This window comes from Amycolatopsis kentuckyensis, assembly GCF_002155975.1.
Taxonomy (GTDB): Bacteria; Actinomycetota; Actinomycetes; order Mycobacteriales; family Pseudonocardiaceae; genus Amycolatopsis; species Amycolatopsis kentuckyensis.
On the sequence record NZ_MUMI01000529.1, the window covers coordinates 1 to 19,544 of the forward strand.

The window sequence follows — 19,544 nt, forward strand, 5'->3', positions numbered from 1 at the left end:
TGTAGACCTGGACCAGCCGCAGCGGGCGCCCGCGGCGGAGGGATTCGGCACCGGCCCACACGGCGGCGTGCACCGCGGAGCTCGAGCCGTCGATCCCGGCGACGACCGCGCCGTCAGCGAAGCCGGACATGGCCGTCCTCCTCGTGGATGAGCTGCCGGACCCGGTCGAGGTCGGCCGAGCGGACCTCCAGGATCCGGCCCCGCTGTTCGGGTGCGTCGACCCGCGGCCCCTTGATGACGAGCCAGTCGCCCGGCGGTGCGTGCATGGTGGTTCCTTCCTCAGATGTCCACAGTGGACGGCTCGGGGGTGGTGGGAGTGCCCGGCCGCCGCGAGGCGCGGTGGACGGCGATCCCGATCAGGAGGGCACCGGCGGCCAGCACCACGGCACCGGCGAGCAGCAGGGCGGCGGCGATCCAGCCGAGCCCGGGTGCCCTCGCCCCGGCTTCGGCGCGCACGGAGATCCCGCGCGAGCCGTCGGTGTTCAGCACGACGGCGGTCCATTGCCCGGCACCGGCCGGCCAGGAGACGCTCTGCGTGCCCGGACCGGACGCGGTCGCGGTCCACACCCGGGCGTCACCGGGCGGGGTGATCGGCGCGCCGCCGGGGTGCAGCCGGTCGCTCGCGCGGTCGCCGGCCACCGTCGTGTACTCGGTCGTGGCCAGGTAGCCGGCGACGTCGGCGGAGCGGCCGATGCCCACGAAGACCGGGTGGCCGTCGTCGGCGATGGCGCGGATCCGGACGTCGCCGATGGCCGCCACGGCGTCCGGCGCGCCGGGCAGCTGCACCGGATCGGTCGTGACCGCGTAACCGCTCGAGACGAACGTGGTGGACGCGGTGAGGTAGCCGTCGGCGTCGCGCTGGGTGCGGTCGGCCCACAGCAGCGTGCCGCCGCCGGTCAGCAGGCCCATCGAGCCGAGCACGAGCACGGCCCCGGACACCACGGCGGCGATCCGCCCGGCCGTCCAGCTTCCCGGCCGGACCGGGTGCGGCTGCGGGTGCGGCGGCTCGTGGCCGGCCTCGGCGCCACCCATGTCGAGCCGGAAGGGCGGGTACTCGTCGGTCATCAGCGACACGTAGGCGGCCACGCGCAGCACCCAGCGGTCCATGCCGAGGACGAAGTCGAAGATCGGCCGCGGGTAGCGGCCGGTGCACAACAGCACCACACCGGCGACCAGGACCAGCACGCCGACAAGCCCGCCGGCGGCCCAGTCGAAGCCGTCGTCCTCACCTGAGCGGAAGGCCAGCCAGCTGCCGCCGCCGGCGAACAGGCCGACGATCACGAGGTGCGGGATGGCCAGCAGCCACCACTTCACCAGCACCAGCCCGCGCGAAAGCCGTTCGGGGTAGGCGATTTCCAGCCGGGCCGGGTAGTCCGGGACGTCGGCGAACGTGAACGGCGGGTACCGGTCGGTGCCCAGCGCGGCGTAGGAGTAGTACTGCACCCGCCAGCTCCAGCGCAGCACGCCGGAGGTGAACTCGAACAACGGCCGCGGGTACCGGCCGGTGACCAGGATCGCGAAGAACGCCGCGATGGTGACGAACGGGTAGGCGAACCACAGGAACGCCAACACGACGTAGTGCGGAACGGCCAGCAGCCACTTCACCAGCCACAGCCCGCGGGACAGCGGTTCGTCCAGGGTCGCCTCGACCCGGACGGGGTACTCGGTCATGAGGTGCTCCCGGCGGTCTCCGCCACCGTGCCCCGCAGGGCCGCGACCGTGGCGCGTTCCGAGAGGTGCAGCGACGCCGGTTCGACGAGGTTTCTCATGCTCCAACCCTCGCGCGGCCGGGCCGTCCGGCTTAGGGGCCAACGGCCCCGCGGAACTCGCCGAAAGTCACCACACGCGGGTTCGGTAAGCAGCACGACGGCTGCGCGGACCGGGGTTCGGTGAGCCGGCCGCGCCAGGAGGTCGCGAGCCTTCACGGCGGTTCCTCACTTCGGTTCAGTGCACGACCGCGACCGGGCAGACCGCGTGCGCGAGCAGGGCGTTCCCGGTCGCACGCAGTACCCCGCCGGCGACCGGACCGCGGCCACGGGTGCCGACGACGACCATCCGGGCGTCGGCAGCGGCCTGCAGCAGGGCACGCGACGGGACTCGGTCCCGCACGGCCCGCGCGGTGATCTCCAGTGCCGGGTACTTGCGCGCCCAGGTCGCCACCCGCGCTGCCAGGCCTCGCTGCTCGGTGGCGTCGGTGCCGTCCGGATAGGCGTGCACGACGAGCACGGGCGCGCGGTGCGCCGCCGCCTCGTCGAGCGCGAACTGCAGCGCGTGCTCGCTCGACTCGGTCGCATCCAGCCCGACGACCACGGGACCACCCGGCCGGGAGTACCCCCGCACGACCACCACGGGGCACGCGGCTGCGGCGGCGACCCGGAGGGCCACCGAGCCGATCAGGGCGCCGCGCAGACCACCCAGGCCGTGGGAGCCCAGGACGAGCAGGCCCGCGCCGGCCGACTCGGCCGGCAGGAGGTCCGTCGCGAGCCCGAGCCGGATCCGGGCCTCGACCTGGATGCCCGGAGCCGCTTCGCGGGCGATCTCGGTGCCGCGGCGGAGCGCACGGTGGACGTGTTCGAGCAGCAGATCCGGCTCGTCGTGCCCCCGGGGCGGCGCCGCCTCGAAGACGCAGGCGTGCAGCAACCGCAGCGTCGTGTCGCGGTACGCCGCTTCCCGGGCGGCCCAGCGGATCGCGGCGAACGCGGCCGCCGAGGCATCCACCCCGGCGACCACCGGCCGGGTCGCGGTCGCGCTCATCGGGTCCTCCTGACGTCGTGCGGCCAGCATGGCGCCCCGGCGTCCTCACCGGTCAGAGGCCGAAGTCCCTTTCCCCGGGGACCTAATCCGTCGGCGGCGCCGGGCCGGGACGGTGTCCTGCTCGTTCTCCTTGATCGCGTGGTGCTCGACCGCGTACAGGTACGGCGCCAGCTTGGTCCATGGTTTTCCTCCTCGGGTTCAGCGCGGCACCAGGGTCGCCGCGTGGTCGGGAACGTAGGCCTGCAGTCGCCGGTCGGGCCGGAAGTAGCCGGTCGGCTCGGGGCGCGGCGGCAGCGAGACCGCCTGGCGGGACACTTCGCAGTACGGCACGCTCGAGAGCAGGTGCGCGATCATGTTCAGCCGCCCGCGCCGCTTCTCCTCGCTTTCGACCACGTGCCAAGGCGATTCGGTGGTGTCGGTGTGCACGAACATCTCGTCCTTCGCCCGCGAGTAGTCCTCCCAGTGCGTCACCGACTGCAGGTCGATCGTCGAGAGCTTCCACCGGCGCATCGGGTCGTCGATCCGGGCGCGGAACCGGCGGTGCTCCTCGGGCGTGCAGAACCCCATCACCCGCTCCACACCGGCGCGGTTGTACCAGCTGCGGTCGAACAGCACGATCTCCCCCGCCGCGGGCAGGTGCTCGATGTAGCGCTGGAAGTACCACTGCGTCCGCTCGCGCTCGGTCGGGCCCGGCAACGCCGCGATCCGCACCACCCGCGGGTTCAGGTGCTCGGTGACCCGCTTGATCGTGCTCCCCTTGCCGGCCGCGTCCCGGCCCTCGAACACCACGACCAGCCGCGCCCCCTCGTGACGCACCCATTCCTGGAGCTTCACCAGCTCGGCCTGCAGCCGCAGCAGCTCCCGCTCGTAGACCGGCCGCGGCATCCGCGCCTTGTTCTTGTGGGCCATACCCCGACGCTACGAAGCAGACACCCGCCCCGTCTGCGGCCGGACGTCGGCGCCGCTGGGGTCTTTGGTCCTTTCGCGCCTCTTCCGCCACACACAACGCGGAGAAGGCCTCCGTCCACTGGGGACGGAGGCCTTCTCCGGGAAGTGCTCAAGCCACGTCGTTCCAGACGTAGTCCAGGCGGTTGCGGACCTCGACCACGCCGGACAGCTCCTCGATCAGGCGGGTCACCGGGTCGATGTCGCTGCGGCGCTCCACCCGCCCGACAACCGTGACGATCCCGGCCCGCACCTCGATGCGGACCCGGTCCGGCCCGAGGTCGAGCTGGTCCCGCAGCACCCGTTCAGTGACCTCGCGTTCGAGGTCGCTGTCGCCGCGGGTGAAGACCGCGACCAGGTCCCGGCGCGACACCACACCCACCGGCTTCCCGTTGCGGAGCACGAACAACCGGCGTACGCCGCTGTGCGCGAACCGCGCGGCGGCCGCGGCGAGCGTCGCCTCGGCGTCGATCGTCACGGCAGGGCTCGTCATCAGGTCCTTCGCGACGCACGCCGTGGCCTTGCGGGCCAGCCTGCGGTCGCGCCACCGGGGCTTGCGCTCCTCCCACAGGTGCGGGAGCAGGTCCGCCTCGGACACGACCCCGACCAGCGCACCGGTCTTGTCGACCACGCCGACCGCGCTGATCCCGTTGCCGGTGAGCAGCTGGGCGATGTCCTTGAACGGCGTCTGCGGGGAAACGGTGATCGGGTCGGCGGTCATCACCGCGGACACCATTCCGGCGTTCATCTTCAGACCTCTTTCTCGGTACGGACGACCATGACCGGGCAGGCCGCGTGGTGCAGGAGGGCCTGGCTCGTGGAGCCGAGCACCAGGCCGGTGAAGCCCCCTCGGCCCCGGCTGCCGACGACGACCAGCTGCGCGTCCCGGCTCACCTCGAGCAGGCGGGCGCGGGGCTTGTCGTGCTCGACGCGGCGCTCGACCTGGACGTCCGGGTACTTCTCCTGCCAGCCCGCCAGCCGCTGCGCGAGCAGGCGGCGGCCCGAGTCCTGGAGGGACTCACCCTGGAAGGCGACGTTGCCGTCGCTGAACAGGCCGGCCGTGTCGCCGTCGTGCCAGGTGTACAGGGCGACGAGCGGGGCGTTGCGGATCGAAGCCTCCTCGAAGGCCCAGGCGATCGCCGCTTCGCTCAGGGGGCTGCCGTCGGTACCCACGACCACCGGGCCGCCGGGCTTCTCCGCACCGCGGACGACCACCACCGGGCAGTGCGCCCGTGCGGCGAGGTCGACGTCGGGCGAGCCGCTGAACAGGCCCGCGAGCACCCCGACCGGCTCGCCGGTGACGAGGATCCGGGCTCGCTCCGAGACTTCGAGCAGGCCGGGAACCGGGCCGCGGTCACTCGCCTCGGTCGCGACCGCCAGCCCCGGCACGGCGGCCTCGAGCGTGGCCCGGGTCTGCCGCAGCACCTGGTCCGCTTCGGCCTCCTTGACGGCGAGCCAGTCCGACGGCGGGTAGATCCTGCCGCCGAACGCGGCGTCCTCGTAACCATAGGCGGTGTAGACGAGCAGGGACGCGTGCCGGCGGGCTGCTTCCCCGGCCGCCCACCACGCGGCCGCAGCGGCGGTCTCCGAACCGTCCACGGCAACGACGATCGGCGGGTTTCCGGTTGCGCTCATGACGTGTTTCCTCCGGGTTCCGGGGCTTCCGAACCGACGGTAGGACGCGCCGACGCCCGGCGGATGCGGTCGTACGTCCCCGCGTCCGGGGACTTTCGACAGCTCCCGGCAGCCACGCGGGCGCTCGTCGATGCGTCCCGGACTGCTGCCGGGCGCCACCGGCCAGGCCCCGCTCCCCAGCGTGGCCTGCCCGTCCGCGGCGCATGAGGGGGCCGAAAGTCCCCACGGCCACGGGCTTTGGCCCCTCCGGATCCGGGGCCTGGAGGCCCCGCGAACGGGGACGGTCCGGCACTCGTCGCCCGGCCCGCCACGGTGGAGCCTGGGTCCGGACGAAAGCGAGGCAGGTCATGGAAAGCCAGCACTCCTCCCGCGGATGCGGCCCGGCGACGGCCGCGTCCACCCGCCTGGCACTGCACCCGGCCGGCTTCGTCAAGGTGCACTGCCCCTCCTGCGGCGAGACCCCCGCCACCCGCGCAACCCGCCAGCTCGTCCGCGCCTGCCGCGCCAGCCTGGCCACCGCGGCCGACCACTGATGTCCGCGAGCCGAAGCCGCCTGTACCGCAGCGGTGTCCTGGAACGGGAAAACCTGTCCGTCGCCGAAGCGACCCGGCACCTCACCGACCCGGCCGTGACGCTCTGGCTGGACCTCGACGCCCCCACCGCAGCGGACCTGGCCACGCTCACCACCGAACTCGGGCTACACCCCCTCGCCGTCGCGTCGGTCCTCGACGACGACCACCAACGGCCGAAGCTCGTCCACTACGACCACCACTCGTTCCTCGCCGCCTACGCCGTCCGGCTCGACCCCGGCGACGGCGTGCTCACCGCTTCCGAACTCGACGCGTTCGTCACCGACCGCGTGCTGGTCACCCTGCACCACAACAACACCGCGGACATCGACGCCCTCACCGAACGCTGGGACAGCACCCCCGAACTGGCCAAGAGCGGCGCCGCCTTCCTGCTGCACGGCCTGCTCGACCTGCTCGTCGACGGGCACTTCGACGCGCTCCAAGCCCTCGACGAACAGGTCGAAGAACTCGAGGACCTCGTCTTCGCCGACCAAACCGACGCCACAGACCTGCAGCGCCGCTCCCTGCGGCTGCGCAAGAGTCTCAGCCGGCTGCGGCACCTGGCCCTGCCGATGCGGGAAATCGTCGGTTCCTTGATGCGCCGGGAAGTCCGTTCCGTCGACGACACCCTCCTGCCCTACTTCCAGGACGTCCACGACCACGTCCTGCGCGTCACGGAATGGACCGAATCCCTACGCGACCTCCTCGCGACGATCCGCGAAACCCAGCTGAGCATCCAGGGCAACCGGCTAAACACGATCATGAAAAAGGTGACCAGCTGGGCCGCCATCATCGCGGTACCCACCGCGATCACCGGCTTCTACGGCCAGAACATCCCCTACCCCGGCTTCGCCCAAGCGTCCGGGGTGTGGGTGTCCACGCTCGCCATCCTGGTCATCTCGACGACCCTGTACGTCCTGTTCAAACGACGGGACTGGCTGTGAACCGGCCACTCCGAGGCCGCCGGCTCGCCCTCGCCTGGTTCGTGACCGTCACACCGGCCGAATTCCTCGGGTTCATCGTCCCCGCGGTGGCCGGCGCGCTCACCGTGGACTCCGCGGTCGCTCTCCCCGTGCTCCTGGTCGCCGGCGCGGTCGAAGGAGCCATGCTGGGCGCGGGCCAGGCACTCGTCCTCCGGCGCGCCGTCCCCGCGGTGAACACCCGCCACTGGATCACGGCCACAGCGGCAGCGGCGTCGTTCGCCTACCTCGTCGGGCTCACGCCGAGCACGTGGGCCGACCGGCTGAGCAGCTGGCCGCCGCTGCTCCGCTGGCCGGTCGCGACGATCCTCGGCCTGGCCCTGCTGTGCTCGATCGGCTTCGCCCAGTGGCTGGTCCTGCGGCGCCACATTTCCCGCTCGGCGCGCTGGATCGCCACCACGGCCGGCGCGTGGCTGCTCGGCCTCGCGGTCTTCCTGGGTGTGACCATGCCGCTGTGGCAGCCCGGGCAGAGCCTCCCCACCACCATCGCCATCGGCGTCCTCGGCGGCTTCCTGATGGCGGCCACCACGTCGGCGGTCACCGCGCTCGCCGTTCGCCGCCTTCCCGGCCTGGGCTGACCGGCCGCGGGCGCCACCGGACCAGCCCGCAGCGTTCGTGGGAACAAATGCCCGGCCGGACGGGAAGAACGGCACCCGCGGACCGGGCTTCCGCCTCTGCTCCCGGCCTCCCGGCGGGCGGAATCCTGGGAGGTGCCGGCAGATGCGTCTGGCATCTCCCGCAGGAGAGGGGCCGACATGAGCATCGTCCACCAGGATCGGAACCCCGGCCCCGCCCGAGCGGGCGGGTTCCCCACCGGGTTGCGGGTGCGCGCCCACAGCGGCCGGTTCACCGGCGGAACCGGCGTCGTGGTCGACCGCGCGCCCGACCTGCGTCCCGGCTCGGTCTGGGTCGAGTTCAGCCCCGGTCACGCGCGGCTCGTGCCCGGCTACCGGCTCGACGTCGTCGAACCGGACGGCTGAACGGGCCCGGGTGGTGCAGCGGTACGCCCACGGCGGTCCCCGGCCGAGGGCCACCGGTGTCAGGGCACCGGGACCGTCCACACCAGACAGGTCCCGCCGCCGGCCGGGCGGTCGAGCCGCAACGATCCGCCCGCTTCCGCGGCGCGCTGCCCGAGGTTGCGGAGGCCGCTGCGGGCCACGGCTCCCGGCATCCCGATCCCCGTGTCCGACACCTCGACGACCAGGTCGTCGTCCAGGGAGACGGTGACCGCCAGTTCGGCCGCCCTCGCGTGCCGCAGGACGTTGGTGACCGCCTCGCGGACGACGGCCTCGGCGTGCTCGGCCAGACCGGCGGGCACCCGGTCGAACGCTCCCGACAGCCGCACCGTCGTGCGGATCGCGGAGTCGGCGGTCGTCTCGGCGATCGCGTTCTGCAGGCGCGCCCGCAGGCCCCGCGCCGCTCCCGGCTGCGCGTGCAGGGCGAAGATCGCGCTGCGGATCTCCTCGATGACCTCCTGGAGCTGGTCGATGTGCTGGGTGAGCCGGCCGGTGACCGCGGGCGAGTCGGACCGGCGGCGGGTGCCCTCGATCCCCAGGCCCACCGCGAACAGCCGCTGGATGACGTGGTCGTGCAGGTCGCGGGCGATCCGGTCGCGGTCCACCACGACGTCCAGCTCCCGGCGGGCGGCCTGGCTTTCGGCGTCCCGCAGCGCCAGCGCGGCCTGGTCGGCGAAAGCGGACACGAGCTGCAGCTCGTGCTCGTCGAACCGCGCCGCCCCGCGGCCGCGGATCGCCAGCAGCACCGCCGCGCCGGCGCGCGAGCCGGACCGCAACCGCACCACCAGCGCCGGCCCGAGGTCGACGCCGAGGCCCTCGGCCAGGTCGAACGCCAGGCCCGGCACGTTGCGCGGCACGTGGTCGCGCAGGACCGCGCCCGCGGTCGACCCGTCGAGCGGGATCCGGCGACCGGCCAGCACCCCGGCGTCGGGGCCGGCACACACGTTGACGACCAGTGCCCCGCCGGGCGACTCGGGCCACGCGATGAGCGCGTCGTCGGCGCCGGTGAGCTCGGCGGCCCGGGTCGCGATCAGGTGCAGCACCTCACGGACGTCCGTGCCGCTCAAGAGCTCGGCGGAGATCTCCCCGGTGGCTTCCAGCCATCGCTGCCTGCTCCGGCTCTCCTCGTAGAGCCGTGCGTTGTCGACGGCGATCCCGGCCGCCGCCGCCAGCGCCACGGTCGCCCGTTCGTCGTCGGCGGTGAACGGCTGCTCGCCGCTGAGGTACAGCCGGCCGAGGACTTCGCCCCGCACCAGCAGCGGAACGCCGAGGAACGCCTCCATCGGCGGGTGGCCCGGCGGGAACTCACCGGTCCCCAGGTGGGCGAGGCGCACCGGAGCCCGGCCGGTCACCAGCGCGCCGAGCAGCCCGTGGCCGTCCGGTGGCGAACCGATCCGCTCCCGCGTGGCGTCGTCGACGCCGGTCACGGCGAACGCGGTCGTCCGGCCGTCCTCGTCGAGCAGGGCCAGCGCGCCGTACCGGGCGTCGACCAGGCCGGCCGCGGCGGTGACGATCCGGTGCAGCGTCGTCTCGAGCTCCAGACCGGCGGAGAAGGCGAGGACGGCTGCCGGCAGCGCGTCCATCCGGTCCCGGCCCGACGTCGTTTCCCCGGGCATGTCACCACTGTGGCACAGCGGTCCGGCCCCGGGCGGGATCCGGCCGTTCCGGGTCCGCAACCGACGACCTTCGCCGTGCGGCAGAGGCCGTTCGGCACTGGGCGGCGCCCGCGGCCCGGGCGGACGGTGGAAGCGCATCCCGTAGTCCAGGAGTTCGGAGCCGTCCATGAAGACCGGTGTCATGCCTGTCGGCCACCTCAACGCAAGCCAGGTGCAGGCCGTGCTCCTCGCCGCCACGGCTCCCCCGCCGCTGCGGTCCGCCCGGCCGTGGCGGTTCCAGTGCACCCCGGATTCGGTCGAGCTGTACGCGGATCCGCTCACCAGCGGCACCGACAGCGAGCAACGGGAACGCATGCTGGACTGCGGCGCGGCCCTGCTGAACCTCCGGCTGGCGATCAAGGCGCAGGGCAGCCACGCCGACGTCCGGCTGTTCCCCACGGCGGGGCGGCCCGAACTGCTCGCCGTCGTGCAGCCGCACGGGTACGAGACGATCGCCCCGCACGACGGGGAACTCGTGGCGGCGATCGCCGGCCGGCAGAGCAACCGGCGTCCGTTCACCGCCGCCGTCGTCTCCGAGGCGGTGCAGCGGCAGCTCCGGCGCGCGGCCGAAGTGGAACGCGCCTGGCTGGCCACCATCACCGCCGAGCAGGTGCCGCAGCTGCGGGAGATCATGCGCCGCACGGAAGTCCCGCCGGCGACGCCGGGATCCGGTGGGGGGAACGACCTCGACGTCGAACCCGACCGGCTGGTCGTGGTCATCGGCTCGCTGCACGACACCGCCCTCGGCCGGCTCCAGGCCGGCCAGGCCATGCAGCGGGTGCTGCTGACGGCCGCCGCCGCCGGGATCTCGGCGGCGCTCTCCTCGCAGGCGATGGCGCTGCCCGCGACCCGGCGGGAACTGCGGCAGCTGCTCGGCGGCGGGCTCTGGCCCCAGATCATGCTGCGCCTCGGTCACGGCACCGCGGTGCCGTCGTCGGCGCGGACCCCGCTCGAGGACGTCGTCATCAGCGACGAGCACCCGTTCGCCGCTAGCCGCCCGGACGGCGCTCCGCGTCGTGGATCCCGGTGACCAGCACCGCCGCCTGGGACCGCCGTTCCAGGCCGAGCTTCGCCAGCAGGCGGGACACGTAGTTCTTGACGGTCTTCTCCGCCAGGAACATCCGCTCGGCGATCTGCCGGTTCGTCAGGCTTTCCCCGAGCAGGTCCAGCAGGACGAGCTCCTGCTCGCTCAACCCCGCCAGCGGGCCCGGTTTCCCGGTCTTCGCCCGCAGCTCGGCCACGAGCGCGGCGACCGCCCGGGCGTCCAGCAGGGTCTCGCCGGACCCCACCCGGCGGATGGCGTCGACCAGCTGCAGCCCCTTCACGTCCTTGATGACGTACCCCTCGGCGCCGGCCAAGACCGCTTCGACCATGGAATCTTCGTCGGTGAAGGAGGTCAGCATCAGGCACCGCAGGCCGGGCAGCGCCACGCGCAGGTCGCGGCACAGCTCCACGCCGTTCCCGTCGGGCAGCCGGACGTCGAGCACCGCCACGTCCGGGCGCAGCGCGGGAATCCTGGCCAGGGCCTCGGCGACCGAGGAAGCCTGGCCGACGACGGTCAGGTCGGGTTCGTCGTCGACGAGTTCGGCGACGCCGCGCCGCACGAGTTCGTGGTCGTCGACCAGGAAGACCGTGATGACGGGCAGGTCGTGCGGCAGGCTGTCATCCACTGCCCCAGGCTACGCCCGCCCGCGCCGAACGACCCCGGAAGAGAGGTCCGGCGGCACTAGGCCGCGCGGCGCGGGCGGACCACCGTGGAGGAATGACACAGATCCAGCACCGGCCTGATCACCACCTCAAGACCGCCGTCACCGACGAGCTCGCCTGGACCGCCAGTGTCAACGCCGAAGGAATCGGCGTCACCGTCGCCGGCGGTATCGCGACGTTGTCCGGACACGTCGGCACCTACCCCGAGAAGGAAGAGGCGCTGCACGCCGCCACCCGGGTCCACGGCGTGACCACGACCGTCGACCGGATCGTCGTCCGGCACGGCCGCGACGCTCCCGAAGACGCGGATCTCGCCCGGGAAGCCATGATCGTGTTCGACCGCCACACGGTCGTCGTGCCGAAGGACTCGGTGCAGGTCGACGTGCGCGACCAGGTGGTCACCCTGCGCGGCACGGTGGACTGGCACCACCAGCGGGAAGCCGCCCGCCGCGCGGTGGCCGCGCTCCCCGGCGTCAGCGGGGTGCGGAACCTGATCACCCTGCGGCCGTCGCCGGGCGTCACGGCCGCCGAGGCCAAGACACGGATCATCGCGGCACTGGCCCGGCACGCGCCCGGCTTCGCGCAGCACGTCGAGGTCGGCATCGACGACGGCCAGGTCACCCTGACCGGCCAGGTCCTCACCCCGGCCGAACGCCGTTCGGCCGAACAGACCGCGTGGTTCGCCCCCGGCGTGACCGCGGTCGACAACCAGGTGAAGCTCTCCGGCTGAGCCTCGTCCCCGGCGCAAGTCGCGAAGTCTGGAGCACCATGAACGTTCTCGTGATCGTCGTCATCGCCGCCGCGCTGCTGCTCCTGCTGGCCTCCGCGGTGCGGATCGTCAAGCAGTACGAACAGGGTGTCCTGTTCCGGCTCGGCCGGGTGATCGGCGTGCGCGAGCCGGGGTTGCGGCTGATCATCCCGGTCGTCGACGTCCTGCGCCGGGTGCCGTTGCGGATCATCACGATGCCGATCCAGTCCCAGGGCATCATCACCCGCGACAACGTGAGCGTCGACGTGTCCGCGGTGGCGTACTTCCGGGTGCGGGACACGGTGAAGTCGGTCGTCGCCATCGAGAACGTCTACGCCGCGATCGACCAGATCGCCCAGACGACGCTGCGGAAGGTCGTCGGGCAGCACACGCTGGACGAGACGCTGTCCGAGACCGACAGCATCAACGTCGACATCCGCCGGATCCTGGACGTCACCACGCTCGACTGGGGCGTGGAAGTGACCCTGGTGGAACTGAAGGACATCCAGCTGCCCGACACGATGAAGCGGGCGATGGCCCGGCAGGCCGAAGCGGAACGCGAGAAGCGCGCCAAGATCATCAGCGCCGAAGGCGAATCCCTCGCCGCCGCCGCACTGGGCGACGCGTCGGACACGATGATGGCGCACCCGCTCGCGCTGCAACTGCGCAACCTGCAGAGCCTGGTGGAGATCGGCGTGGACAAGAACACCACCGTCGTGTTCCCCGCCCCGCTGATGAGCACCATCGGCGAGCTGGGTTCCTTCCTGGCCCGCGAGAGCGCCGCCGCGACCCGGCCGGAACCGGCCGCCACGGCCCCGATCGTGCCGCCGAAGTCGGCCGTCAACGGAACCCGGGCCGAAGAGCACTGACCCCGAGGCCCGCGGACTTCGCGGTGTTCTGTGCGAAAAGGACAGAACACCGCGGACCCCGGCGGGTCACCGGAACCGTGAGGAGCACGCCATGACCACCGCCACCCCACCGGTACGAGCCCTGCTCCCGGACGGCGAAGTCGCCTGGGTGCGCAAGCTGGAAGCCTGCGACGCCGCCGCGGTGCTCGCGCTGCGGGCCCGCCTCTCCGGACACGACCGGCACCTGCGGTTCTTCGGTCTCGGCGTGGCCGGGCTGGCCGAGCTCTCGACGCAGCTGTCCCGCGGCTCCGGCGTCGGGCACACCGCGGTCGGGTGCTTCCTGCACTCCCGGCTGGCCGGCCTCGCCCGCTACGACATCCTCGCCGACCCCGCCGAAGCGGCGGTCGCGCTGGTGGTCGACGGCCACGGCCCGACGCTCGGCGTGGCGACCCTGCTGCTCGAACAGCTCGTCGTCTCGGCCGAACACGAAGGGGTCCGGATGCTCGTCGCCGACGTGGACGCGGGAAACGCGAAGATGCTCGGCGTTTTCGCGGCACTGGGCATCCCGTTCCGCCCCGGGCTACCGGCCCAGCGCTCCGCGGAGTGACGGCCGGTCAGCCGTGGTCGTCGGGCGCCGGTGCCGAGGCATCCAGGCGCGCGTGCAGCCGTTCGCGGATCTCGTCCGGGGTGTAGGCCCGCCGCCGGCGCTCCTCGCGGGCGATCACCACCCCGGTCGCGGCAACCCCGACGAGCCCGGCCAGTCCCACTGTCTTCCACCAGCGCATCGGCCTAGGCTACTGGCGTGCCGGGGAACCAGCTGGATCTCGACGAAGCCGTGGCCGTGACGCGCACGGGTGACCTGTGGCTGTTCCGGGGCCGGTCCGCGGCCGACCGCACGATCCGCGTCGTGACGAACAGCCCGGTCAACCACGTCGGCATGGCCGTGGTGATCGAGGACCTGCCGCCGCTGCTGTGGCACGCGGAGCTGGGACGGGCCCTGCCGGACGTCTGGTCCGGGACCCACCAGCGGGGCGCCCAGCTGCACGACCTGCGCCGGGCGGTGCTCGTGTGGGCGGAGAAGTACCACCAGCAGGTCTGGCTGCGCCAGCTCGACCACCCGGTCACCGGGGAGGCGGAGGACGCCGTCCTGCGGACGATCGCGCGGCTGGACGGCACGCCGTTCCCGTCGACCGCGCGCCTCGCGTCGCGCTGGCTCGGCGGCCGGCTGCCCCGCCGCAAGCGGGAGGACCGGGAGGCCGGCCTCGAAAGCGCTTACTGCGCCGAGATCGTCGCCCTGACCTACGAAGCCATGGGCCTGCTGCCCCGGGGCCGCCGGCCGAACTGGTACGACGCCGGCCGGTTCTGGAGCGGCGACGACCTCGAGCTGGCGGACGGCGCGGCGCTGGGCGACGAAATCGCCGTGCGCCTGCCGAGCTGACGCGTCAGTCCACCGTGGACGTCACCGGCGGACCTCGGTCGGCAGGCGGGGTTCGCGGTGCAGCAGTTCGAGCGCCTCGGTTTCGGCGACCGCGGAGAACTTCCGGTAGCTGTTGCGGACCGCGTGCAGCCAGGGCACCGGACGCAGGCAGGTGAACTGGTCCACCTCGCGGGCGAGCCGGTCGACGACGTCGGTCTGGGCGACCGGGACGGCCAGCACGATCCGGCGGACCTGGCGGGCCCGCAGGACGCGGATCGCCGTGTGCGCGGTCGTGCCGGTGGCGGCGCCGTCGTCGGCGAGCACCACCGTGCGGCCGGCGATCGCCACCGGCGCCACGGTGCGCCGGTAGACGGCGACTTGCCGGGCCAGTCCGGCCCGCGCCTGGTCGAGGAGCCGGGCGAGTTCCGCCGGGTCGATGTCGAAGCGGCGGATGGCGTCGTGGTCCCAGACGACCAAGCCGCCCTCGCCGACGGCACCGAGCGTCGTCGACGGTGGCCCCCCGGCCTCGATCCGGCCGGTGAGCAGGATGTCCAGGGGCGCGCCGAGGACGTCGGCGATCTCGCCGGCCACCACCAGCCCGCCCTCGGACAGGCCGAGCACCACGGCCCGGTCGCCGCGCAGCGGTCGCAACCGCAGGGCCAGCCGCTCGCCGGCTTCCCGGCGATCACGGAACCGCATGGGAACTCCCCGGAGTCGAAGGCCGATCGGCCTCCACCAGCATCACGGCACCGCGTCCGGGCCGCGAGGGCCGTTGGTCACCGCCGGGCGGACCGTTCGGCACCTCTCCCCGGTGCCCGCACCGGACCCGGTCAGGGGGACGGGGTCGTCTCCGAGGGAGCCAGCACGACCGCGGGAGCGAGGTCGCGGTCGGCCAGCGCGCGGGCGACGTCGCTGAGCCGGAGGTTGTTCCGCCGGGCGAAGCCGCGCAGGGCCCGGAAGGCCGCGTCCATGCTCAGCTGCCCGCTGATGGCGAGCACGCCCTTGGCCTGCTCGATGATCACCCGGCTGTTCAACGCGGTCTGCAGCTGCTCGGAGAGGATCTCCCCCTGGCGGAAGGCGCGTTCGTGGAGGATGCCGATGGTGGCCGTGTCCGCCAGCCCCTGCGCCAGCGCCACGTCCTCCGCCGACAGGTCCCCCGGCTTCTGCCCGAACAGGTTCAGCGCCCCGATCGTCTGCTTGCGCAGCCGCAGGGGCAGCGCGTGCACCGACGCGAACCCGTCCTTGGCCGCCTCGGCCGCGAACCGCGGCCACCGCTCCGCCGCCGCGGCGATGTCGGCCACCAGCACCGGCGTGCTGGTGGTGAAGCACTCGATGCACGGGCCCTCGTCGATGTCGAGCTGGAACAGCTCCAGCAACCGCGCTTGCTCGGTCGAGGAGGCGAGCACCTGCAAGCCGCCCCGCTCGTCGACCAGCGTCAGCCCCGCCGCCGCCACGTCGAGCAGCTCCACGCACTGCACCACCAGCGTGTGCAGCAGGTCGGCGACGTCGTAGTCGTCGACCAGTGTGTCCGCCAGCGCGACGAACGCCCGGGTCATCTGCCGTTCACGGTCGGCCATGCCCACCATCTCCTGGTTCGTCAGCTGCCTTCATGGTGTACCTCACCGAACTCCTCGTCCAAACGCAGCCGCCCGGCCACGATGTCGGCCGCGATCTCGAGCAGGGAACGTCCGTGCCCGAACGCGTACGCCCGCAACCGGGCCAACGCGGCGGACGCGGGCAGGTCCAGGTGCGCGATCAGCATCCCGGTGGCCTGGTGCACCTCCCGGTACCGCATCCCCGCGCCCTCCATCCACCGCCCGTCCCCGTCGAGCCACAGACCACCTCCGGCGCGCAGTCCCGAGAGGGCGAGCGCCGCGATGTCGGCCACCTGCAGGGCCGTCGACAGCTCGCCGGGGCTCAGCGAGCCCGGCGTCGACCGGTAGGTGTCGAGGGTCGCCACCCGGACCGCACCGATCTGCACCGGGAACGTGAACAACGCGGCCACCGGCCGCGCCGCGGCCTCGGCCGCGAACACCGGCCACCTGGGGGGCGGCCCGGCGGCCAGGTCCGGCACCAGCACGGGCCCGCCGAAGACGTACGCCTCGAAACACGGCCCCTCGCCGAGGGAAAACTGCAACTCGGCCAACGCCGTGCTCACCGCGTCACTGGCGTAGACGACTTCGCGGTGCCCGGCGTCGACCATCATCGAGACCGCCGCACCGTCCACCGGCAGCAGGCGCACACACGCCCGGCACACCCGGCCGACGACATCGACGCCGCTGCCGGCACCACCCTCACTCAGCGCGGCCAGCACGCTCGCGCGCAAGACTTCGACCTCAGCCACCGCGTTTCCACATCCAGTTCCGCCCATGTCGGTGTACGTGGTCGCCACACCAACTCGGACACAGCCAGGTCCGGATCAGCACCGCTGTCGCGGCTGCGGGCACCCACCTTACCCGTAACCGTGGGCCGCGCCGGGCCGTCACGGCACCGGCGCGGCGGCGATGTGCCGGCGCAACGCGGCCAGCGCCCGGTGCTGGCTCACCCGCACCGCGCCCGGGCTGGCGACCCCGAGCACCGCGGCCGTGTCGTGGGCGGACAGGCCGAACATGACCCGCAGGACCACGACGTCGCGCTGCTGCGGCGCCAGCAGGCCGAGCAGGTGGTGCAGCCACCGCCGCCGCTCGAGGTCTTCGACGTGGCGAAGCGGTCCCCGCTGCGCGGAGGGCTCCGGAACGAACTCCGGAACCGGGACACTGACCTCGGCCCCGCGGCGCCGGTGCGCGTCGACGACCTTGTGCGCGGCGACGCCGTAGACGAAGCCCAGGAACTTGCCGGCGCCGTAGCGGTAGCCCGGCAGCGCGCCCAGCACGCCGATCAGGACCTCCTGGGCGCAGTCTTCCGCGTCGCTGTCGCGGTGCCACCGGTCCCCCAGCCGGACACGGCAGTACTGCAGCACGCCCGGGTGCAGCAGGCCCAGCAACGCGCCCGTCGCGATGCGGTCGCCCGCCACCGCCGACGCCAGGAGTGCATCGTCGACCCGCATGATGTCCTCCCCGGTCGCTCAGCTTCGCGTGGTCAGGTACGGGCTGGGATCGCTGCCGGCCTGGGCGCCGCTGTCGAGCCAGCGGAGGAACCCGCTCCGGTCCCGTCGTTCGATCTCGTCGAGGAAGTCCTGCCGGCGCTGGACGACGCGCCGCCGCGCCGGGTCGTCGACGGCGAGGAGCAGGAGGAAGTAGCTGCGCCGCCAAGCCACGCACAGGTCCTCGGTGGCCAGGTCGGCCACCGGGACGGGCGGCACGGGGCGCGGGACCGGGCCGTCGTGGGACTCGGGTGCGGTGGGCGGCGCGACGCGGTGGTGGCGGTAGGCGGCCCCCAGCCCGCCGGCGGCGAGCAGGAACAGGACGGTCGCGGTCAGGGCGCCGCCCACGGTTGCGAGCAAGCCGGCGAGGACCAGACACGCCGTGAAGAACGCCAGCGCCGTGGCCGCGCCCACCGGGAGATCGGGCCCGCTCGCCGGAGCCCGCCCGCGCCGGAGCCGCGAAGCGCCGAAAGCGACGAGGATCCCCGCGCCGGCTCCCAGCAGCATCCAGCCGAACAGGACGTCCCCCGGCAAGGTCAGGGCACCGATCGCGGCCAGGGCACTGACGGGACCGATCAGAACGGCCACCACCGAACGTCCCACCATAGTGCGCCTCACCGTCCGGGTCGGGCACCGGCCGCGCGGGCCGTGCCGGGGAACCAGGATCGCCGAGGTCCGGGGCGTGGTGCCCAGTCTAGACCCCGGCGCCCCGTTCGCTACCCGTTCGCGGGCGCCGGTGGCCCGCTCCGCGCGGCGAGGAGGTCATCGGGACTTTCCGTGTTGTCCGGGTCCGCGGCGGTCTTCAGGGCGGTGGTGGCGGTGTCCTGCGGGGTGCCGGGTGCGATGGCGAGCAGGGTCAGGCGCCGCTGCTGGGTGCCGATGAGGGACAGGGTGTGCGCCGGCATGGCGTGGAACCCTTCCAGTCGCACGAGGCGGCCGTCCACCACGAGTTTGCGGTGGGTGACCTCCCAGCCGTCGCCCAGCGGGTAGCTGATCCGCTCGACCTGGCCCACCTGGTCGCGCACCGCCGTGATCAGCTCGGCGAACTCGACGCCGGCGTCGCGGGAGCGCGGCCACCACGCTCCGTCGACGTACCCGCCGCCGGCCGCCGCTTTCAGCTGCAGGCGGACCTCGTCGCGAACGGCGGTCATGACCGGCTCCCGTCGCCGGGGTGCTGCCGCGCCGGTGTCTCGGTGCGCAGTACGCGCCCCGGCCTTCGGGAAGCCGCCGCGTAGCCGGGGTTGAGCTTGCGGGCCAGCTGTTCGGGCCGGGGCCAGCGGACGTCGGTGGCCCAGCCGAGCTTCTCGAACAGCCAGATCAGCCGCGCGGACATGTCCAGCTGGCCGCGGCGGACGCCGTGGCGGGCGCCGGTGGGGTCGGCGTGGTGGGAGTTGTGCCAGGACTCGCCCATCGAGGCGATGGCCAGCGGCCAGAAGTTCGCGGACTTGTCGCGGGCCGCGTAGGGCCGTTCGCCGATCAGGTGGCACAGGGAGTTCACCGACCAGGTGACGTGGTGCAGCACCGCCACCCGGACCAGGCCGGCCCAGAAGAACGCGGTCAGCGCGCCCCACCAGGACAGCGTCACCAGGCCGCCGATCAGTGCCGGGCTGAGCAGGGTGACGACGGTGAGCGCGGGGAAGCAGCGGTCGATCCGGACGATGTCGCGGTCGGCGAGCAGGTCGGGGGCGAACCGCTGCGCGTTGGTCTTCTCGCGGTCGAACAGCCAGCCCATGTGGGCGTACCAGAAGCCTTTGGCGAGCGCGGCGGCGGAAGTGCCGTAGCGCCACGGGGAGTGCGGATCACCATCGCGGTCGGCGAAGGCGTGGTGACGGCGGTGGTCGGCGACCCAGCCGATCACCGGGCCCTGCATGGCCATGCTGCCGGTGATCGCGAGCGCGATCCGCAGGCCGCGGCCGGCCTTGAACGCGCCGTGGGTGAAGTAGCGGTGGAACCCGATCGTCACCCCGAGCCCGGTCAGGAAGTAGAACCCGGCCGTCAGGGCGACATCGGTCCACCCGAGGCCCCAGCCCCACGCGAACGGCACCGCCCCGGCCAGCGCCAGCAACGGCACCACCGCGAACAGCTTGACCAGGAAGGTTTCGGTGCGGGACTTCTCCCCCGCGAGCATCGGCTCCGCCGCCTTCGGCGGCCGTTGCAGTGTGCGTGTCATCTCGATCGCTCTTTCTCC

The 19,544-nt window shown here is 73.2% G+C and carries 25 protein-coding genes and 1 pseudogene; 9 read left to right on the forward strand and 17 right to left on the reverse strand.

The window, feature by feature from the left end; genetic code table 11:
- The 7 genes and pseudogenes from CCN39_RS52220 to CCN39_RS40120 all read right to left on the reverse strand — a co-directional run.
- Positions 1-130 (reverse strand): annotated as a pseudogene (locus CCN39_RS52220) (universal stress protein); the annotation flags it as partial.
- Positions 114-266 (reverse strand): DUF1918 domain-containing protein, encoded by a 153-nt coding sequence (locus CCN39_RS40095; protein ID WP_086851357.1) that lies wholly within the window; start codon positions 264-266, stop codon positions 114-116. The gene CCN39_RS40095 and the pseudogene CCN39_RS52220, both read right to left, overlap by 17 nt.
- A gap of 13 nt (positions 267-279) precedes the next feature.
- A complete protein-coding gene (locus tag CCN39_RS40100) occupies positions 280-1,671 on the reverse strand; it encodes a DUF4389 domain-containing protein (protein WP_086851359.1) in 1,392 nt (463 codons plus the stop codon).
- Between the two features lie 273 nt (positions 1,672-1,944).
- Entirely contained in the window at positions 1,945-2,754 is an 810-nt protein-coding gene (locus CCN39_RS40105) for a universal stress protein (protein WP_086851361.1), read from the reverse strand.
- A 198-nt stretch (positions 2,755-2,952) separates the two neighbouring features.
- A complete protein-coding gene (locus CCN39_RS40110) occupies positions 2,953-3,663 on the reverse strand; it encodes a polyphosphate kinase 2 family protein (protein WP_086851363.1) in 711 nt (236 codons plus the stop codon).
- Positions 3,664-3,811: 148 nt separating this feature from the next.
- On the reverse strand, positions 3,812-4,447 hold the full coding sequence (locus CCN39_RS40115) for a CBS domain-containing protein (protein WP_086851365.1): 636 nt from the start codon (positions 4,445-4,447) through the stop codon (positions 3,812-3,814).
- Positions 4,448-4,449: 2 nt separating this feature from the next.
- Complete coding sequence (locus tag CCN39_RS40120; protein WP_086851366.1) at positions 4,450-5,334, reverse strand: universal stress protein; 885 nt, start codon at positions 5,332-5,334, stop codon at positions 4,450-4,452.
- A gap of 347 nt (positions 5,335-5,681) precedes the next feature.
- Here CCN39_RS40120 and CCN39_RS50895 point away from each other — a divergent pair, with 347 nt between their 5' ends.
- The 4 genes from CCN39_RS50895 to CCN39_RS40135 all read left to right on the forward strand — a co-directional run bounded on the left by CCN39_RS50895 (position 5,682) and on the right by CCN39_RS40135 (position 7,863).
- Entirely contained in the window at positions 5,682-5,867 is a 186-nt protein-coding gene (locus CCN39_RS50895) for a hypothetical protein (protein ID WP_167455320.1), read from the forward strand.
- Positions 5,867-6,847, forward strand: a complete 981-nt coding sequence (locus tag CCN39_RS40125; RefSeq protein ID WP_208630599.1) for a magnesium transporter CorA family protein — start codon at positions 5,867-5,869, stop codon at positions 6,845-6,847. Before CCN39_RS50895 ends, CCN39_RS40125 begins: the two co-directional genes overlap by 1 nt.
- A complete protein-coding gene (locus CCN39_RS40130) occupies positions 6,844-7,461 on the forward strand; it encodes a hypothetical protein (RefSeq protein ID WP_086851368.1) in 618 nt (205 codons plus the stop codon). Before CCN39_RS40125 ends, CCN39_RS40130 begins: the two co-directional genes overlap by 4 nt.
- A 177-nt stretch (positions 7,462-7,638) precedes the next feature.
- The gene (locus CCN39_RS40135; protein ID WP_086851371.1) at positions 7,639-7,863 is read left to right on the forward strand and encodes a hypothetical protein; all 225 of its coding nucleotides are present in this window, start codon (positions 7,639-7,641) and stop codon (positions 7,861-7,863) included.
- Between the two features lie 59 nt (positions 7,864-7,922).
- On the opposite strand, the gene CCN39_RS40140 is transcribed toward CCN39_RS40135, so the two are convergent.
- A complete protein-coding gene (locus tag CCN39_RS40140; protein WP_086851410.1) occupies positions 7,923-9,515 on the reverse strand; it encodes a GAF domain-containing sensor histidine kinase in 1,593 nt (530 codons plus the stop codon).
- A gap of 166 nt (positions 9,516-9,681) precedes the next feature.
- Here CCN39_RS40140 and CCN39_RS40145 point away from each other — a divergent pair, with 166 nt between their 5' ends.
- The gene (locus CCN39_RS40145; RefSeq protein ID WP_086851372.1) at positions 9,682-10,584 is read left to right on the forward strand and encodes a hypothetical protein; all 903 of its coding nucleotides are present in this window, start codon (positions 9,682-9,684) and stop codon (positions 10,582-10,584) included.
- On the opposite strand, the gene CCN39_RS40150 is transcribed toward CCN39_RS40145, so the two are convergent.
- A complete protein-coding gene (locus CCN39_RS40150; protein WP_434781156.1) occupies positions 10,544-11,224 on the reverse strand; it encodes a response regulator in 681 nt (226 codons plus the stop codon). The genes CCN39_RS40145 and CCN39_RS40150 overlap by 41 nt on opposite strands.
- 92 nt (positions 11,225-11,316) lie before the next feature.
- On the opposite strand from CCN39_RS40150, the gene CCN39_RS40155 reads away from it, so the two are divergent.
- From CCN39_RS40155 to CCN39_RS40165, 3 genes are all read left to right on the forward strand, one after another.
- Positions 11,317-11,991, forward strand: coding sequence for a BON domain-containing protein (locus tag CCN39_RS40155; RefSeq protein WP_086851373.1), 675 nt, complete (start codon positions 11,317-11,319; stop codon positions 11,989-11,991).
- 38 nt (positions 11,992-12,029) lie between these two features.
- A complete protein-coding gene (locus CCN39_RS40160; protein ID WP_086851374.1) occupies positions 12,030-12,878 on the forward strand; it encodes a slipin family protein in 849 nt (282 codons plus the stop codon).
- A 91-nt stretch (positions 12,879-12,969) separates the two neighbouring features.
- Complete coding sequence (locus tag CCN39_RS40165) at positions 12,970-13,464, forward strand: GNAT family N-acetyltransferase (RefSeq protein ID WP_086851376.1); 495 nt, start codon at positions 12,970-12,972, stop codon at positions 13,462-13,464.
- A 7-nt stretch (positions 13,465-13,471) separates the two neighbouring features.
- On the opposite strand, the gene CCN39_RS50900 is transcribed toward CCN39_RS40165, so the two are convergent.
- A complete protein-coding gene (locus CCN39_RS50900; protein ID WP_167455321.1) occupies positions 13,472-13,642 on the reverse strand; it encodes a hypothetical protein in 171 nt (56 codons plus the stop codon).
- Between the two features lie 17 nt (positions 13,643-13,659).
- Between CCN39_RS50900 and CCN39_RS40170 the strand changes: the two genes are divergently transcribed.
- Complete coding sequence (locus CCN39_RS40170; protein WP_086851379.1) at positions 13,660-14,295, forward strand: hypothetical protein; 636 nt, start codon at positions 13,660-13,662, stop codon at positions 14,293-14,295.
- Positions 14,296-14,316: 21 nt separating this feature from the next.
- Here the strand turns inward: CCN39_RS40170 and CCN39_RS40175 are convergent, their stop codons facing one another.
- The 7 genes from CCN39_RS40175 to CCN39_RS40205 all read right to left on the reverse strand — a co-directional run bounded on the left by CCN39_RS40175 (position 14,317) and on the right by CCN39_RS40205 (position 19,526).
- Complete coding sequence (locus tag CCN39_RS40175; RefSeq protein WP_086851381.1) at positions 14,317-14,973, reverse strand: phosphoribosyltransferase; 657 nt, start codon at positions 14,971-14,973, stop codon at positions 14,317-14,319.
- Between the two features lie 131 nt (positions 14,974-15,104).
- A complete protein-coding gene (locus CCN39_RS40180; RefSeq protein WP_086851413.1) occupies positions 15,105-15,851 on the reverse strand; it encodes a GAF and ANTAR domain-containing protein in 747 nt (248 codons plus the stop codon).
- Positions 15,852-15,871: 20 nt separating this feature from the next.
- Positions 15,872-16,618 carry a GAF domain-containing protein gene (locus tag CCN39_RS40185; RefSeq protein WP_086851383.1) on the reverse strand — a complete coding sequence of 249 codons (747 nt, stop codon included), beginning with the start codon at positions 16,616-16,618 and terminating at the stop codon, positions 15,872-15,874.
- A 138-nt stretch (positions 16,619-16,756) separates the two neighbouring features.
- Positions 16,757-17,320 carry a sigma-70 family RNA polymerase sigma factor gene (locus CCN39_RS40190; RefSeq protein WP_086851385.1) on the reverse strand — a complete coding sequence of 188 codons (564 nt, stop codon included), beginning with the start codon at positions 17,318-17,320 and terminating at the stop codon, positions 16,757-16,759.
- Between the two features lie 18 nt (positions 17,321-17,338).
- Complete coding sequence (locus tag CCN39_RS40195; protein ID WP_244211212.1) at positions 17,339-17,944, reverse strand: hypothetical protein; 606 nt, start codon at positions 17,942-17,944, stop codon at positions 17,339-17,341.
- Positions 17,945-18,072: 128 nt separating this feature from the next.
- The gene (locus CCN39_RS40200) at positions 18,073-18,507 is read right to left on the reverse strand and encodes a DUF5994 family protein (protein ID WP_086851387.1); all 435 of its coding nucleotides are present in this window, start codon (positions 18,505-18,507) and stop codon (positions 18,073-18,075) included.
- Complete coding sequence (locus tag CCN39_RS40205) at positions 18,504-19,526, reverse strand: acyl-CoA desaturase (protein ID WP_244211213.1); 1,023 nt, start codon at positions 19,524-19,526, stop codon at positions 18,504-18,506. The genes CCN39_RS40200 and CCN39_RS40205 overlap by 4 nt, the downstream gene beginning before the upstream one ends.
- Positions 19,527-19,544 lie beyond the last annotated feature (18 nt).